Consider the following 17058-nt stretch of genomic DNA (forward strand, 5'->3'; position numbering starts at 1 on the left):
CCGCGGAGGATCAGCGGCCCGGACTGTTTGAGCGCAGCGAGTTTCCGGGCCGCCCGGAGCAAGCTTTAGCGGCACTTGAACGAAACCGCGTGGGGCGCGGGCCGTATCCTCTCGGCACCGGCCTATGAAAGTCGAAAGTTGAGTTATAATTTAAAATCACGACACTGCCGGAATCGAAAACGGTCATCGATCGAATCGTTTTCGATGATCTGTGCAAATCCGTTTTAAGTGATAACCTTCAGGAGATATCGTCGTAGCCCTGGACCAGGACTTCCCGGGGTTTAGCCCCGTCCGCGGGCCCTACGATGCCCTCCTTCTCCATGACTTCGATGATCCGTGCGGCGCGGTTGTAACCGATGCGCAAATGACGTTGAACCATGGAGATGGATGCCTGGCGTGTCTGTGTCACCAGGGCCACGGCATCGTCGTAACGTTCATCGTATTCGGTTTCACCGTCTCCCGCGTCCTTCTCCGCGACTTGAGCCTCGACGACGGCATCGTCGTATTCCGGAGACCGCTGGGCCTTGACGAACTCTGTAATCCTGGACAGTTCCTGTTCGGATACATAGGCACCGTGGATGCGTTTGAGTTTGGCCGTTCCCGGCGGCAGAAAAAGCATGTCGCCGTTGCCGAGAAGCGTCTCCGCGCCGTTGGCGTCCAATATGGTTCGGGAATCGGTCTTGGACGAAACCTGAAAGGTGAGCCGCGTGGGGAAATTGGCCTTGATGATGCCGGTCAGGACATCCACCGACGGCCGCTGAGTGGCAAGGATGAGATGAATCCCGGCGGCACGCGCCATCTGGGCCAATCGCATCAGGGCGACCTCCACATCACGGGAGGCCACCATCATGAGATCGGCCAGCTCGTCGATGATGACGACGATCAAGGGCAGCCTATCAGCCACGGGTCCCTCCTCCGAAAGCGCATTTCGCTCCTGATCAACCTTTTGGTTGTACTGGGTGATGTTGCGGACCTTCTTTTCCGACAGAAGCTCATATCGTCGCTCCATCTCGGAAACCGCCCAGAACAGCGCGTTCGTCGCTTTTTTAACGTCGGTTACCACCGGCGTTATCAGATGGGGAATACCGTCGTAAAGCGACAGTTCGATCCGCTTGGGGTCGACCATGATCATTTTGACCGCTTCGGGAGCGGCTTTGTAGAGGAAACTGCAGATCAGGGAGTTGAGAAAGACGCTCTTACCGGTTCCCGTAGCGCCGGCAATGAGGAGATGCGGCATCTTTTCGAGACCGGCCACCACCGTGTTTCCGACAATATCCTTGCCCAGGCAGATAGACAGATGCGAAGGGGATGATTGGAATTCGGCCGATTCAACCAATTCCTTGAGATGCACGATCTCCCGCTCGGCATTGGGAATTTCAATACCGATGACCGATTTACCGGGGATGGGCGCCACGATCCGAATACTGAACGCCTTCAAGGCCAGCGCCAGGTCGTCGGAAAGGTTGACGATCTTATTGATCTTCACGCCGGGTGCGGGTTTGTATTCAAAGGTGGTGATCACGGGCCCGGGCGTCACGTCGGTGACCTCTCCCTTGACGCCGAAATCGTTCAGTTTGCTCTCCAGCCGTCTGGCCTGTTCCTCCAGATGGGCGGTATCCACCGATGCCGACCGGCCCGATCCCTCGTCCAGAAAAGCTGTCGGCGGTATCTGAAATCCATTTCCGCCGGGCAGCGGCAGAAGCAACTGAGGCGCCGGCGTCTTATCACGCCGGGGTTCGGGGCGCCGCGCCATTGCCGGCGAGGTGATTCGCAAGCGGATCTTTCGCGGAGCCCCATCGGGAACCCCTCCATTTCCGGAAGCGGGTGTATCGACAAGGTCTTTTTCCCGCCGCAGAGGTGTCTTGGAGGAATCCTCTTCGGCCTGGTCTGCAATGATCTCGGCCCTTCGCACCTTTCGGGCCATCAGAACCGCATCGATCGTCGCGGTGATGCGGCGATATCCCGGTGTCAGAAAATCCGCCGCTTTTTTCATGAGGGCCACGATGGATATGCCCGTCAGCATGATAAAGGCAACCGCCCCTGAGAGAATCAAAATGATGCCCCCGCCGACGGCACTGAAATACCGGGTGATCTGATCGCCGATGAGTTCACCGATCAGCCCCCCGGCCGATACGCCGTCTCCGTGGAGGGGGTATGTCGTCTCCCCCAGTCCCATAAGGGCACCCGTAACGACAATGAGAAGTACCCCGCCGAACGCGGAAACCAGCAGTTCCTGCTCCGAAGGATTCTTGAAAATCCGGACACTGAACATGCCCAGCAGAATGGGGAACCAACCCGCTCCCGCTCCGAAAAGTCCCAGCAGTGCCCCCGCCGTATGCCCGCCGATAAGGCCGAACAGGTTTTTCGGACCCGCCGAGGTTCCTGAATTGAACATGGAGGGATCCGACGGATGATAGGACAGCAGGCTGATCAGGATGAAAACGACCAGAAAAAACAAAAAAATTCCAAGAAGCTCCTTGCGCATCTTCCGTACTTCGAATAGTGGGGTTGAAACAAAGGGCTCCCCAGGATCCTTGGGAAGCGCGCCGTCTCGACGGCGGATATCAGATTTCCAGAACAAAGGGCAGGATAAGCGGACGCCGCTTGATGGTGTAGTTAAAATATTTTCTCAGATCGCCCTTGATACGTGCCCGGATTTTCTCGATTCGATCCGGGACGTCCGGCCCAATGTCCTCGATGGCCTCCAGGATGACGCACTGGGCATCATCCACCAAATGGCCGGTTTCCGTCTCGAAGACAAACCCTCGGGAGATCACCTCCGGGCCGTACATCACAATGCCGGTTTCCTCGTCAAAGGCGAGGGTCACAGCCACGAAACCGTCTTCCGACAGTACCCGTCGTTCCTTGAGAAGACTCCGCCCCACATCGCCGATTCCTTTGCCGTCCACGAGAACGCGACCCGTTTGAATCATTGAACTGATGCGGCAACCGCCGGCATCGAACTCGATCACCTGGCCGTTCTCGGCAAGCATCACCCGGTTTTTGGGAATTCCCATCTCTTCAGCCAGCCGGGCATGGAGGACCAGGTGGCGATACTCACCGTGGATGGGAATGAAATAGCGGGGCCGGGTCAGATTGATCATCAACTTCAGTTCCTCCCGGAAGGCGTGGCCCGAAACATGGATAGCCGATATTTTTTCATAAATGACGTCGGCGCCCCGGCGGTAGAGATTGTTGATGATCTTTCCGATGGCTTTTTCATTCCCGGGTATGAACTTGGACGACAAAATCACCATGTCGCCGTATCGAATCTTGATCTGCTTGTGAATCCCGGTCGCCATTCGCGCCAAAGCCGACATGGGCTCCCCCTGGCTGCCCGTAGTGATGAGCACCACCTGGTCATCTGGGGTATTGCCGATTTCGTCGATGCCGATTTCCATGCCGTCGGGAATACGGATGTAGCCCAGAGACTTGGCGATGCCGACAGTGACCTCGATGCTCCGGCCGTTGTAAACGACCTGCCGCCCGTTCTGGTGCGCAATGTCGATGATCTGCTGGATCCTGGAGATGCTCGATGCAAAAAGGGCCACGATGACACGCCCCCGACACTTGGAAATAATTCCCTTGAGCGTTTCGCCGATCTCCCGGTCGGAGATGGTGTACCCCTCCTTCTCCACATTGGTGGAATCGGAAAGAAGCGCCAGCACCCCTTCCTCACCACACCGTGCGAACTTGTTGACATCGGTGGTCATGCCGTCGATAGCGGCGTGGCTGATCTTGAAATCGCCCGTATGGACCACGAGCCCCATGGGCGTTCGGATAGCAAGGCCGATGCCGTCCACGACGCTGTGCCCCACCCGGATGAGGTCGATCTCGAATTTGCCGACGACCAATCGAAGGCCCGGCTGAACCTCCCGCAGGTCCGCCTGACCCAAAAGGCCGATCTCATCCAACTTGTGTCGGACGACACCCAGCGTAAAAGGCGTTCCATAGACCGGCACGTTGACATCTCTCATCAGATAGGAGAGCGCCCCGATATGGTCTTCATGGGCATGGGTCAGCAGGACGCCGACGACGCGGCTCTTGTTCCGTCGGATGAATTCCATGTCGGGAATCACCAGGTCAACCCCCAGCATGTAGTCCTCGGGAAACATCAGGCCCGCATCGATCACCAGGAGATCACCCTGGTACTCGACCACCATCATATTGAGACCAATCTCCCCCAATCCACCTATGGGGATAATCTTTAACATGGCGTCTTGCACCGTTATGGCTCCCTTCAAACCGAAATCCCCAGTTTTTCCAGTATGGCATCCATGGCGTCGATGATCCAATTGCGTTGAAGCGTCGTTGCGTAGGAAACACAATCACATCGCATCCGCCGAGTAGTCCGGACAAGCAGTTCGCACGACAGACGTTCCTCGTTCAGCTCAACCGCGAAATAAAACGGTTGACAGTCGGTGTGTAATTTCTGGCGATCGTCGTAAATATCGGTATCCAGGGGAATCCAATACAAACCACCGACGCCCGAATCCTCGAACCGCTCATCCATATAGTGCTTGATCGTATGGTAGTCTTCAAGTCGGAGTTGATCAATGACATATTGTTTCATAATAATGATGATTATCACATTGGATCGGCTCTTGCAAGCCGATGTTCCGGACGATTTTAACGAAATCCCGCATGAATCCGGAGGCTGGAGACAAAGGGTTTGGGTTGTATGAGATACTAAAAAGTGATTATATTGAACACGTAATGGCGAAAAAATGATGACGATGAGACCCGACGGGAGAAAACGACCCCTCGTGGAAATTTTCATGTTCACCGGCTACGGCGGTGTCGGTTCGGACATCGAAGTCTCCCGGCTCGAGAAAGTGGATCTGATCGGCAACGCAGTGTCAGGTTCGGTTCTTACCGACCGAGAGGCTTCAGTATTTTCAAGGTATTGAAAGGTCGGATCCGGGGTTGAAGGATGAAAGCCCCTGTGGTTATATTCGATTCAATCCAGGAGTTACGCCATGCAAGACCATCTCAAGGAAAAGCTGTCAAAATCGATCCCGGTTCGCATCGGCCTTCCGGCGATGCTGACCCTTATCCTGTTCGTGACTGCTATTTTTTTCATCATCCTTCCGGCCCTGGAGGAGAGTTTCCTGGCACGAAAGCGTGAAATGATCCGGGAGTTGACCGAATCCGCCTGGAGTATCCTGGCCACCTTCGAGACCTGGGAGCGGGACGGCAAGATGAGCCGTCGGGAAGCCCAGGAACGTGCCGTCGAGCAGATCCGGAACCTCCGCTACGGACCGGAAAAAAAGGATTATTTCTGGATAAACGACAAGATTCCGCGAATGGTCATGCATCCCTATCGGACGGATCTGGAGGGCCGCGACGTCTCCAAATTTCAGGATCCTCGAGGAAAACGGCTTTTCATGGAGTTTGTCCGGGTGGTGGAGGCATCAGGCGCGGGTTATGTCGACTATATGTGGCAATGGAAAGACGCCCCCGCCAAAATCGTTCCAAAGCTTTCCTACGTCAAGGGATTCGAACCCTGGCATTGGATCATCGGTACCGGCATCTACATCGATGACGTCCACGCCGAAATCGCCCTGATGCGCAGAAAGCTCTCCGTCATTTCGGTAGGCATCCTGTTCGTCGTTTCGCTCCTGGCCTTTTACATCATCCGTCAAACCTTGCATGCCGAACGCATGCGCAGACACAGTCGGGATTTTGTGGCCATTCTGGACCACACGCCGGATTTCATCTATGTAAAAGACACCGCCCACCGATTCACCGCCGCGAGTCAGGCCTATGCCGACCTTATTGGGCACGCTCACTGGGAGGACCTCACCGGGAAAACGGTTTTCGAAATCCTCCCTCTCGATGCGGCCGAAAGATCTCACGCCCTTGATAAAAGAGTGATCGAGAAGAGAGAGGTGATAGAAGCCCACGAACTGCAGTACACGGACGCCAACGGCGGTGTGGGTTGGATGCTCTGCGACAAGCGTCCGTTTTATGATCTGGAAGGCAATGTACTGGGCCTCATCAGTATCAGCAAGAATATCACTTATCTAAAAAGAACTGAGGCGGAACTGCGCCGGGCGCGTCGCGCGGCGGACAAGGCCAATCGTGCCAAAAGCGAATTTCTGGCCAATATGAGCCATGAAATCCGGACCCCCATGAATGCCATCATCGGCATGACCTATCTGGCCCTCAGAACAGAGCTCACGCCCAAGCAAAGGGATTACCTGAAAAAAATCAACGTCTCGGCCTATGCGCTCCTCAGGATCATCAATGATATTCTCGATTTTTCCAAAATTGAAGCCGGCAGACTGGATCTCGAGAAGGTACCGTTCCACCTGGAGGATGTTCTGGACAATTTGGCCAATCTGATCTCCGTCAAGGCCCAGGACAAGGGCCTGGAATTGATTATCGCCACGGCTCCGAACATGCCCATGAACCTTGTGGGAGATCCCCTCAGATTGGGACAAGTGCTCATCAACCTGGCGGGAAATGCCGTCAAATTCACTGAAAAAGGTGAAATCTTTGTATCGGCGGAACTGGAACGGCGTGAAGATCGGAAGGTAACCCTGCGATTTTCGATCAAGGACACCGGCATCGGGATGAGCCGGGAACAGTCGGATAAGCTGTTTCGCGCCTTTATCCAGGCAGACACATCCACCACCCGAAAATACGGCGGCACGGGGTTGGGGCTCACCATCAGCAAACGACTGGTGGACCTGATGGGGGGTGAAATCGGATTTGAAACCGAGGAGGGCAAAGGATCCACCTTCAGTTTTACCGCAGTCTTCGATCTCCAGGACAACAATGCCGGAGCACGGCGACATCGGCGGCATTCAGCCGACCTGAAGGGGCTTCGGGTGCTGGTGGTGGACGACAGCAAGACCTCCCAGGAGATTTTGAAAGGTTACCTGGAGGCCCTCTCCTTTGAGGTATCCACGGCCGATTCCGGGGAAGCGGCGCTGGTACTGCTGGCGTCCGAGGCCCAAAAGGGCCGGGCATTCGATCTCGTATTGATGGACTGGAAGATGCCGGGCATGGACGGTGTCGACACCTCCAGGCGCATCAAGCAGGAAATGAACCTGCCCCACATTCCCGTGGTCATCATGATCACGGCATACGGTCATGAGGCGGTGATGAAACAGGCGGCGGCTGTCGGGCTCGAGGGCTTCCTCATCAAACCCGCCAGCCAGTCCGCACTTTTCAACACCATCACGGAGGTACTCGGCATCGGAGACTCCCCCCAGACATCCGCCGAAACCGCCTCGACAATGGATCCGGCAGACAAGCGACGGATCAAAGGCGCACGCGTGCTCCTGGCCGAAGACAACGACATCAATCAGCAGGTCGCCCTGGAACTCCTGACGCAGATGGGGTTGGTCGTGGATCTCGCCGACGACGGAAAAGCGGCCCTCGAAGCATGGCAGGCCGAAAATTACGATCTGGTGCTGATGGATATTCAAATGCCGGTGATGGATGGATTGACCGCAACGCGCCGCATTCGGGAAATCGAGAAGCAGCGCATGAAAACTTCGGGCGTCGCCGCGCCGACCCCGATCATTGCCATGACGGCCCATGCCATGGCCGGAGATCGGGACAAAAGCCTGGCCGCCGGAATGAACGATCACATCACCAAACCCATCGACCCGGAAGCGCTGTTCGCGGCGATGGTTAGATGGATTCCGCCGACCGACCGCACACCACCGCCCCAACCCGTCGAAATCGAAAGCCCGCCGTCACCCTCAGGTCCGGAACCGAATTTGAACGAGATATCGGGAATTTCGGTCGAAAACGGCCTGATGCGCGTGGGAAACAACGAAGCCCTCTATAGACGCCTCCTGAAAAAATTCTATCAGGATCATGGAAGCGCCGCCGATGAGATTCGGGAAGCACTGGCCCGGAACGACGGCCCGCTGGCCCTGCGCCTGGCCCATACACTGAAGGGCGTTGCGGGCAACATCGGCGCCCGGGAACTCGAGATCGCAGCAGGCGAGCTGGAATCGGCCCTCCGGAAGGGTGAAATAGAGGATAGTCAAGAGCGGTTAGAGCCGTTCGGTGCAGCCTTGAAAAAGATTCTCGATGCGTTGAAACCCTTCGTCTCCGAAACGGATTCACCGGAACGGAGCGCCGGCCGGGCCGGAGAGATGACCCCGGACATGCTCCGGGACCTTCTTATCCGACTGAAATCCCCGGTGCAGAAGCGCCAACCCCGACAGAGCAAAATCCTCATGACAGAGATTGACGGAGCGGTCTGGCCCCGGCGTTTCTCCCGCCGGCTGGAGACACTGAGGCATCAAATCGACAAATATCAATATAAGGAAGCCTTGACGACGCTGGATGAACTCCTCGAGAAGGTTGAAAGGAATGACGGACCGTGACAACCTCGGTGAATCTCGACCGCCCTCCGCCTGAGAGCCTTTTGACAAATCAGGCTTGGAGGGAAAACCGTTTTCATCGAAGAAAACAATGGAGACGGCATTGTTTCATGATGCGATGTCGCATGATTGGCGCGGCTTTGATGCTGGTGCTGTGGGGGATTGGCGTCCCCCCCGCTGATGCCTTGGAAAAAATCGTCCTGCAGCTTCGATGGGATCATCAGTTTCAGTTCGCAGGATACTACGCGGCATTGTGGAAAGGGTACTACCGGGATGCCGGCCTGGAGGTTGAAATCCGATCCGGCTTAAACCCGGATCAGACCAAGGTCGACACGCTGACGGCAGTGGCGGAAGGGCGTGCCCATTTCGGCATTGGCGCGGTGGATATCCTGGCAGCCCAGGATCAGGGATTGCCCCTCGTGATCCTGGCTTCCATTTTTCAGCAGAGCGCCGTCGCCTTTTATGCCCTTGGCACGACGGCACTCACCTCTCCAGCGGATCTCTTACGACTGCGGGTCGGACGAAAACCCGGGGATGCGTCCGATGTGGAGATGCAGGCCATGTTGCGCGCCGAAGGTATCGATCCCGAAAAGGTGCCGGCTCATCCCGTCCGTTTTGGCGTTCCGGATCTGCTTACGGGGGAGGTGGACGTCATTCCGGACGATACCCTGGCAGCAGAGTGGATCGCTCGGCAGATGGGTCTGCATCTGGTCTCCATCAATCCGTCCTCTTACGGCGTCGGCTTTTACGGCGACAGTCTTTTCACCCGCAAGCAGCTTGTGGACGAAAACCCCGACATGGTCCGACGATTTACTCAGGCCTCGCTCCGGGGCTGGCATTACGCCATGGAACATACCCATGAGGTGGCCGACAGGATCGAATGGGAGTTCAGGCGAATCCTTCCGGTAATGGATTTTGCCGATTTCAACCGGTTCCAGGCACATAAGATCGCGCATCTGATGCATTATCCTTTTGTGGAGCCCGGTCATACCAACCCCGAGCGATGGCGGGAGATGTTGAAGCATCTTCACGGCGCAGGACTCGTATCCAGAGCCGATGTCGACATGAACCGGCTCATCTTCAATTCCGCCAACCGCCGGCAGGCCCACAAAACGCTTCTGATGAAAACCGTCATGATCGGAGGCGGCATTCTTCTTATCGTGATGCTTGTCGGTCTGGTCTGGATCTTCCAGATCCGACGCCAGAAAGCGGCCCTCCGCGAAGCCGAAGAGCAAAGCCGACTCATCCTGGAATCCGCGGGGGAAGGCATCTTTGGGGTGGATAACGACGGACGGACGATCTTTATCAATCCCGCCGCGGTTCGGCTTCTCGACTTCACGGCCGACGAACTCCTGGGGCGACGTATCCATAACCTGATCCACCACTCGACCGTGGACGGTCAACCCTACCCTGAGGAGAAGTGCCCCATGTCGGCGGCATACACCCGGGGCGTCCAGGACCATGTAACCCAGGAGGTTCTCTGGCGCAAGAACGGTACATGCTTTCCAGTGGAATATACCAGCACCCCCATCCGGAAGAATGGTCAGGTGGTCGGCGCCGTCGTCACTTTCCGGGACCTTACGGAGATGACCGCGCTCAATCGGGATTTTGTCTCGCTGCTGGAGGAGACATCCGACTTCATCTACATCAAGGACCGTACCCACCGATTCACCGCCGCCAGCCAGTCTTATGCCGACCTTACCGACCATACCCACTGGAAAGAACTTTTAGGAAAAACCGATTTCGATATCTTGCCTCGAGGGGAAGCCGAACGGAACTATGCTTCTGAAAAAGCCGTGATTCACAACGGCCAAACCATCAAGGGACGTGAATGGCGATACACGGACCGGCAAGGACGGACACGATGGATGCTCTGCGATATGCGACCCATATTCGGCCACACCGGAGAGATATTGGGGTTGATCGGCGTCAGCAGAGACATTACGGAAATCAAACAGAAGGAGGAGGAGCTTCGTCGGGCAAAGTCGGCGGCGGATCGGGCCAACAGGGCCAAGAGTGAATTCTTGGCCAACATGAGCCATGAAATCCGTACACCCATGAATGCCGTCATCGGCATGACCTACCTGGCCATGCAGACGCCCCTGACCCCCAAACAAATGGATTATCTTCAAAAAATTCATGTGTCCGCCCACAGCCTGCTCAGAATCATCAACGATATCCTTGATTTTTCCAAAATTGAGGCCGGCAAACTCGACATGGAACAGGTGACCTTTCACCTGGAAGAAGTCATGAACAACGTGTCGGTCCTCATCTCCGGAAAAACCCGAGACAAGGGTCTGGAACTGTTGATCGCCGTTTCTCGGGACGTACCCCAGGTCCTCGTAGGCGACCCGGTCCGGCTGAGTCAGATCCTGATCAACCTTTTGGGAAATGCCGTCAAATTCACCGAGAAAGGCGAAATTGTCGTCTCGGTGACGACCCAGAAGAACGTCGGCAGCAACGTTACCTTAGGTTTCGAGGTGCGTGACACGGGCATCGGCATGACCCGGGATCAGGCTGAAAAGCTTTTCAACCCTTTTACCCAGGCCGACTCGTCCACCACCCGCAGATATGGCGGCACCGGTCTGGGCTTAACCATCAGCAAACGGCTGGTGGAGTTGATGGGCGGAGAAATCGAGATCGAGTCCGAGATCGGCAAAGGCTCGGTTTTTCGGTTCACAGCCGTATTCGGCCTTGATGAAAACGCCCGTCGGAAACGCGTCCAGGCTGTCGGCGGACTCCGGGGAATGCGGGTCCTGGTGGTTGATGACAGCGCCACCGCCCGGAATATCCTGAAGGATTATCTTACAGCGATGACTTTCGAGGTGTCTACGGCCGGTTCCGGGGAAGTCGCTCTGGCGGAGCTTGAACACGCCATAGGGGAAGGACGACCTTACCCCCTGGTCCTCATGGACTGGAAAATGCCGGGGATGGACGGCGTGGAAGCCGCCCGTCGGATCAAAGAAACGCTTCCCAAACCGCACATACCCGCGGTTATCATGGTAACGGCCTACAGCCGCGAGGAGATCACCGCCCAAACGGATGTGAACGTCCTTGACGGCTTTCTCCTGAAACCGACCCACCCGTCCGTGCTGTTCAACACCATCATGGGCCTGTTCCAAAAAGACGTCTCCGTACCGCCGCGTATCCTCTCGAAACCTGTTGTGCCGCCGGAAGCGCTGAAGCGGATCCTCGGCGCCAGGGTCCTTTTGGTGGAAGACAACGACATCAACCGCCAGGTTGCCGTGGAGCTGCTGGAACAGATGGGCGTGAGGGTGGATGTCGCCGCCGACGGCAAAGCCGCCCTCGAAGCCCTGGAAACCAAACGGTACGACCTGGTGTTCATGGATATCCAGATGCCGTCCATGGACGGATTCGAGACAACCCGACGCATTCGGACATCAGGCGGTCCGCATCTTTCTCCCGCATCCGATGCATCCCACGCAAAGGGATCGTCTCCCCTGATCCCCATCGTCGCCATGACGGCCCATGCCTTGACCGGAGATCGAGAGAAATGTATCGAAGCCGGTATGAACGAGCACATCGCCAAGCCCATCGATCCGGAAACGCTCTTTTCCGTTCTGATCAAATGGATTTCCCGCGGGGAGTCCGACATTTCATCCGCGGAAATGCTTTCCGGAACGGTGCCGCCAAACAAACCGGGTCTTCCTTCATCCATCCACGGACCGACGTTTGAATCCCCGATGCCGCCATCGATTTCAACGGATCTGCCGGGCATTTCCGTCAAGCACGGCCTTTCCCGCGTGGGCGGAAACGCGGATCTATATCTGAGCCTGTTGAAAAAATTCTATCAGGAGAACCAGGCCGTCTCTCTCGAGATCACGACGTCCTTGATGTCGAAGGACCCGGAACCCGGCCGCCGAAGGCTTCACTCGCTGAAAGGCGTCGCCGGGAATATCGGGGCATCAGCCCTTTACAGGGCGTCGACGGAACTGGAGTCTGCTCTGAACGGAGGAGACCGGGTGGAGATCGCGAAGCGAATCCGGATATTCGAATCGGCCCTTGAGGCCGTTCTCGACACCCTTCGGGATCGGATAATGCAACCTGACACGCCTGATGAAGTATCATCAAAGGCGATGTCGCCGAATGGCACCGCCCTGGCGTTTCGTGGAGCGGCAACAGCGGATCTGAACACATTAAAACGCCTCCTCTCCGAGATGCAGCCCCATCTTATCAAAGGAAAGCCCATTCCGATCAGAGACATCATGGCCCAAATCAACATCCTGGCCTGGCCGGACCCGGTTTTCCCGAAAATTGCGGAACTTGGCAGGTTGATCGACAGATATCGGTTCAGGGAAGCGACGGCAGTCGTGAAAAGATTGCTGGCGTCGACCGAGGATGAATAACCCTTTTCCGGACACACCAGAAACGAGGTGAGACATATGTGTGACATATCGACTTGTACCGTCATGATCGTGGACGACACCGAAACCAACATCGATATCCTGGTCGAAGCGCTGGGCAAGGATTTCGACCTCCGCGTGGCCATGGACGGTGAAACGGCCCTGGAAGCCATAGCGGACGAGCCCCCGGATTTGATTCTCCTGGATATCATGATGCCCGGCATGGATGGATACGAGGTGTGTCGCCGACTGAAGGCCGTTCCCGAAACCCGGGATATCCCCATTGTGTTTTTGACCGCCATGAGCGACGAGGAGGATGAGGCGAGAGGGCTTGGTCTGGGGGCTGTGGACTATATCACGAAACCCTTCAGTCCCGCCCTGGTCAAAGCCAGGGTTCGAAACCAGCTGGAACTTAAACGCTACCGGGACCATCTGGAAGACCTGGTTCGCGAGCGTACCCGCCAGCTGGTTCTGACCCAGGACGTCACCATACAGAGCATGGGAACTCTGGCCGAATACCGCGATCCGGAAACAGGCGGGCACATCAGGCGCACCCAGCATTACGTCAGAATCCTGGCCGAGCATCTGAAAACTCATCCCAAGTTTCGAGAACGTCTCACCGACACCGCCATCGAGCTTCTGGTCAAATCCGCACCCCTCCATGACATCGGCAAGGTCGGCGTGCGTGACAACATCCTGCTCAAACCGGGGGAGCTGACTGAAGCGGAATTCGAAGAAATGAAACAGCACACCGTCTACGGGAGGGATGCCATTTTAGCCTCCGAAAAAAAATTGGGTCAGGATTCCTTTCTCTCGGTTGCCCGCGAAATCGCATACAGCCATCAGGAAAAATGGGACGGCACCGGATATCCTCAAGGACTCAAGGGAGAAGAGATCCCCCTCTTCGGTCGGCTGATGGCCGTGGCCGACGTCTATGACGCCTTGATCAGCAAAAGGGTTTACAAGCCGCCCTATCCCCATGAAACCGCAGTGGCGATGATTCGGGAGGGACGGGGAACCCACTTCGATCCGGATGTCGTGGACGCGTTTCTCGATCTGTCGGACGAGTTCAGAAAAATCGCTCTGGAGAATGCCGATTTTGAAGAGGAGCGAGTGCTGCTGTCCCAATAACGGAACACGGTATCCCACATTCAGTAACGCCAGTGTTGAGGAGTTCGTTTTCATGATCGACCATTTCCGATTTGCAGCGCCGGTCTATGACCGTCTGCTGGGCCCGCCTGACCGCCGCCTCGTCACCCGGCTGCTGCGACTGCCCGCGAGGGGAATGCTTCTGGACGCCGGCGGCGGTACCGGCCGGGTCTCGACACATCTCCGGAATTGGGTAGACGGCCTCGTCGTCAGCGACCTATCCCGGCCCATGCTGGCCGAAGCCGTTCGAAAAGATCTTTGGGCGGTGTCGGCTGCAGCCGAATGCTTGCCGTTTCCCGATGCGGCCTTTGATCGAATTCTTGTCGTGGATGCCCTTCACCATTTCCGCCGTCAGGAGGTCGCCGTCGCGGAGTTCGCGCGCATCCTGAAACCCGGGGGGCGACTTCTGATCGAGGAGCCGGACCTCAGGCGAATCACGGCTCGGGCCGTGGCGTTGGTCGAAAAGCTGCTCCTCATGCACAGTCGCTTTCACCCCCCGTCGGCCATCATCGGAATGATGCACGAAAGCGGAATTTCGGGGCGCATCGCGGCAAACGGCTTTTTCCGTGTCTGGATCACCGGCGACAAGCCCGAACAAAATCCCGGCACCTGATATTCAACCGGTTCCGCACCCTGGTAACGAAAAGGATGGGTAACGCGAATATCGGACCTTCTGGGAAACCGCCACCGTTACGTCCGGTAGATTCTGAGGGGCACCACGTTGGTAGACATATCCTCTTGATCTTTTTCGTTGATCAGCTTTTCGAAAATCTCGAGGGCGGCATGCACGACATCGGAATCGAACTGGGTGCCTTTGTTCTTGAGCAATTCCCGTCGAATCGCTTCCGGCTTGAGGGGCTCACGGTATGGACGCCTGGAGTTCATCGCGTCGAACGCATCGGCGACAATGATAATTTTTTCGGACAGACTGAGCTGATCGCCGGATAGACCGTCCGGATACCCCCGCCCGTCTTCTCGTTCATGGTGGTGGCGCACGATGGCGCGCTCCTCTCTGAGGCTCGCGGTCGGCTTCAAGATTTCATCCCCGAAATCAGGATGCTTACGAATGGAATGAAACTCGTTTTCATCGAGCTTCCCGGTCTTGTTGAGAATGCTTTCGAGCACACCGATCTTTCCGATATCATGAAGTAGCGCCGCATTTTGCAGCACGCGCAATTTTTTTTCATCAAGTGACATTTTCCTGCCGATGTCGACGCAAATCCTGGCGACGCGCTCGGAATGACCATATGTATATTCATCTTTTAATTCCAAAGACTTGGCAAGAGATCGGATTGAACTGAAATAGGCCTGGTCCAGTTCCAGGAAAAGTTTTTTATTGTCGAGGGCGATTGCAGCGTGGCTGGTCAATACGGAAATAATCTGTCTTTCGGACTCGCTGAGCTTTCCTGACATTTTCCTGCGGATCAGGTTGATAAAACCCTTGATTTCATAAGACTGGCGCAGCGGCACCGATATCAATTCATAATCGGGCAAAAAATCCATGCCGATGGTACAGTATTTCAGATCCTCCTGCAGGGGTTCAAAACTGAAATTACACGAATAAATCCGTCTATAGGATTGAAACGGATTTCCGAGAATAACATTTTGTTTTTCTACGATTACCTTGGTTGCGATATCGAGGATGTGGTCATCGGCGTCTCGGCTTTTCCGGGCGACCGTCATCAACCGTTCATCTTCCCCTATCAAGGTCAGAAAACCCGCCTGAGCGGTGGTGGCTTCGAGAGCCGAATCGATAATGAGCTGGTAGGGATATTGATAATCCTGGAGGGAATTGATGGCCTGGCTGGCCTTGAAAAGCCCCTGCAGGCGCTGGTTATGAAGCATGAGTTCGGCGTTGGAATCCTTGAGCAGTTCAATGTTCTCTTTAAGCGTTTTCTGCATGAAGGAAAACCGGTTTCCAAGAAAACCGATCTCATCATTGGAATGGACCTCTATGTTGCAGTCATAATCGCCGCCGGTGATGGCTTCCACGCTCTTGACGAGTGCGCTCACAGGTTTGGAAATTCGTCTTGCGAGAATAACCGATAACATGCAGGATGCAAAAAGTACGATCACGCCGAGGGTCAACAGCGTAATTCGGGTTTTATGTATAGCTTTTTTGATGTATTTCAAAGACATGCCGATTCTGACCGTCGCCCATTTTTTGTCTTTGATATACACCGGCGTGGCAATGTCGCATACCTTCTCCGGCGTATTTCCGAAATGAAGGTATTGGACTATCTCTTCCGTCGCGACAAGCGCCTTCGTATCGGTTTCAGTTCCGATAATCTGCGTCTTTTTGTAGGTATCGTTGCCGCTGAATGCCGCAACATCGCCGTCAAAAAGCTGAACAAGGGCATACTCCAGATCGTTTTCCTCCGTTACCTTGGCGACGACCTGTTCAATGCTCACGTAATTGAACGTTGCGATATAATTGGTGTTCAATGCTGCCAGATTCCGGCTGATGGAATGCCCGCGCTTCAGGAACTCTGCCAGAATCGAGTCCCGCATCTGCTTCTCGACCACAAAGATCGTCGTAATCATGATCAGGCATTCCAACACGACAACGCCCAGCAAAAATTTGCTGTGAAGTCTGAATCGTATTCCCCCCGTATGGGCCGGTCCCGATATGGATGTCACTCAGAATCCCCAATTGTGATAAATTTTCTTATGCGCAAAACACACCTTATCGGCAGAGCAAGATAAATACCAGTTCATACGCTAATTCGGAATCCTTTTTTCTTTCGTTGCTCATTTCGGCATCCACGGCAGCGAAACATGTTCACTATACTTATGAATTCAGATAGCTGATATAAATGAGCCGGTCTGCCGCTCTGGAAAAATAATGAATTTCATACCGCCTGTGTTCAAGATATTCAAATGTTCGACAAAATCCGGCACTGCGAACACAGCTATATTTTGTCTTCGATTTGACAAATTTTGTTGATAGTGTTGACGCCCACCGTCAACATCGCGAGATTTCGACTTTCGACTTTCATGATAGTGACCGGATAGCGATGCCGGCCTATGAATATCGAAAGTTGAGGCGAGAATTGAAAGTTGCGTTGGAAATATTGGATTTCCGCTGAAATGCATTATCTTGATGTGACGATACGCCGATATAAGTTTGATGAGACAAATATTATTTGACATTCCACCCTTTGCATCGTATTTATAGCATTCATCATAAATTG

At 55.2% G+C, this 17058-nt stretch carries 9 protein-coding genes; 5 read left to right on the top strand and 4 right to left on the bottom strand.

Going from position 1 to position 17058, the window contains the following annotated elements:
* Positions 1–238 precede the first annotated feature (238 nt).
* The 3 genes from AB7S84_RS09855 to AB7S84_RS09865 all read right to left on the bottom strand — a co-directional run bounded on the left by AB7S84_RS09855 (position 239) and on the right by AB7S84_RS09865 (position 4573).
* Positions 239–2485, bottom strand: coding sequence for a DNA translocase FtsK (locus AB7S84_RS09855; protein ID WP_428154200.1), 2247 nt, complete (start codon positions 2483–2485; stop codon positions 239–241).
* Positions 2486–2564: 79 nt separating this feature from the next.
* Complete coding sequence (locus AB7S84_RS09860; protein ID WP_428154203.1) at positions 2565–4214, bottom strand: ribonuclease J; 1650 nt, start codon at positions 4212–4214, stop codon at positions 2565–2567.
* 26 nt (positions 4215–4240) lie between these two features.
* A complete protein-coding gene (locus AB7S84_RS09865) occupies positions 4241–4573 on the bottom strand; it encodes a hypothetical protein (RefSeq protein WP_428154205.1) in 333 nt (110 codons plus the stop codon).
* A gap of 154 nt (positions 4574–4727) precedes the next feature.
* Between AB7S84_RS09865 and AB7S84_RS09870 the strand changes: the two genes are divergently transcribed.
* The 5 genes from AB7S84_RS09870 to AB7S84_RS09890 all read left to right on the top strand — a co-directional run bounded on the left by AB7S84_RS09870 (position 4728) and on the right by AB7S84_RS09890 (position 14477).
* Entirely contained in the window at positions 4728–4910 is a 183-nt protein-coding gene (locus AB7S84_RS09870; RefSeq protein WP_040415400.1) for a hypothetical protein, read from the top strand.
* 69 nt (positions 4911–4979) lie between these two features.
* Entirely contained in the window at positions 4980–8354 is a 3375-nt protein-coding gene (locus AB7S84_RS09875) for a response regulator (protein WP_428154207.1), read from the top strand.
* A gap of 107 nt (positions 8355–8461) precedes the next feature.
* Positions 8462–12718, top strand: a complete 4257-nt coding sequence (locus AB7S84_RS09880) for a response regulator (RefSeq protein WP_428154209.1) — start codon at positions 8462–8464, stop codon at positions 12716–12718.
* 36 nt (positions 12719–12754) lie between these two features.
* The gene (locus AB7S84_RS09885) at positions 12755–13846 is read left to right on the top strand and encodes a response regulator (RefSeq protein WP_020877360.1); all 1092 of its coding nucleotides are present in this window, start codon (positions 12755–12757) and stop codon (positions 13844–13846) included.
* A 52-nt stretch (positions 13847–13898) separates the two neighbouring features.
* The gene (locus AB7S84_RS09890; RefSeq protein WP_020877361.1) at positions 13899–14477 is read left to right on the top strand and encodes a class I SAM-dependent methyltransferase; all 579 of its coding nucleotides are present in this window, start codon (positions 13899–13901) and stop codon (positions 14475–14477) included.
* Positions 14478–14554: 77 nt separating this feature from the next.
* Here AB7S84_RS09890 and AB7S84_RS09895 read toward each other — a convergent pair whose 3' ends face one another.
* Complete coding sequence (locus tag AB7S84_RS09895) at positions 14555–16408, bottom strand: HD domain-containing phosphohydrolase (RefSeq protein WP_144016563.1); 1854 nt, start codon at positions 16406–16408, stop codon at positions 14555–14557.
* Positions 16409–17058 lie beyond the last annotated feature (650 nt).

Origin of the sequence: Desulfococcus sp. (assembly GCF_050178255.1) — a bacterium.
Classification (GTDB): Bacteria; Desulfobacterota; Desulfobacteria; order Desulfobacterales; family Desulfococcaceae; genus Desulfococcus; species Desulfococcus multivorans.

Excerpts from the sequence above, each read along its gene's own strand:
- AB7S84_RS09860 (WP_428154203.1), bottom strand. The coding sequence starts at position 4,214 with ATGTTAAAGATTATCCCCATAGGTGGATTGGGGGAGATTGGTCTCAAT.
- AB7S84_RS09865 (WP_428154205.1), bottom strand. The coding sequence starts at position 4,573 with ATGAAACAATATGTCATTGATCAACTCCGACTTGAAGACTACCATACG.
- AB7S84_RS09855 (WP_428154200.1), bottom strand. The coding sequence starts at position 2,485 with ATGCGCAAGGAGCTTCTTGGAATTTTTTTGTTTTTTCTGGTCGTTTTC.
- AB7S84_RS09870 (WP_040415400.1), top strand. The coding sequence starts at position 4,728 with ATGATGACGATGAGACCCGACGGGAGAAAACGACCCCTCGTGGAAATT.
- AB7S84_RS09895 (WP_144016563.1), bottom strand. The coding sequence starts at position 16,408 with ATGATTACGACGATCTTTGTGGTCGAGAAGCAGATGCGGGACTCGATT.
- AB7S84_RS09885 (WP_020877360.1), top strand. The coding sequence starts at position 12,755 with ATGTGTGACATATCGACTTGTACCGTCATGATCGTGGACGACACCGAA.
- AB7S84_RS09875 (WP_428154207.1), top strand. The coding sequence starts at position 4,980 with ATGCAAGACCATCTCAAGGAAAAGCTGTCAAAATCGATCCCGGTTCGC.
- AB7S84_RS09890 (WP_020877361.1), top strand. The coding sequence starts at position 13,899 with ATGATCGACCATTTCCGATTTGCAGCGCCGGTCTATGACCGTCTGCTG.
- AB7S84_RS09880 (WP_428154209.1), top strand. The coding sequence starts at position 8,462 with ATGATGCGATGTCGCATGATTGGCGCGGCTTTGATGCTGGTGCTGTGG.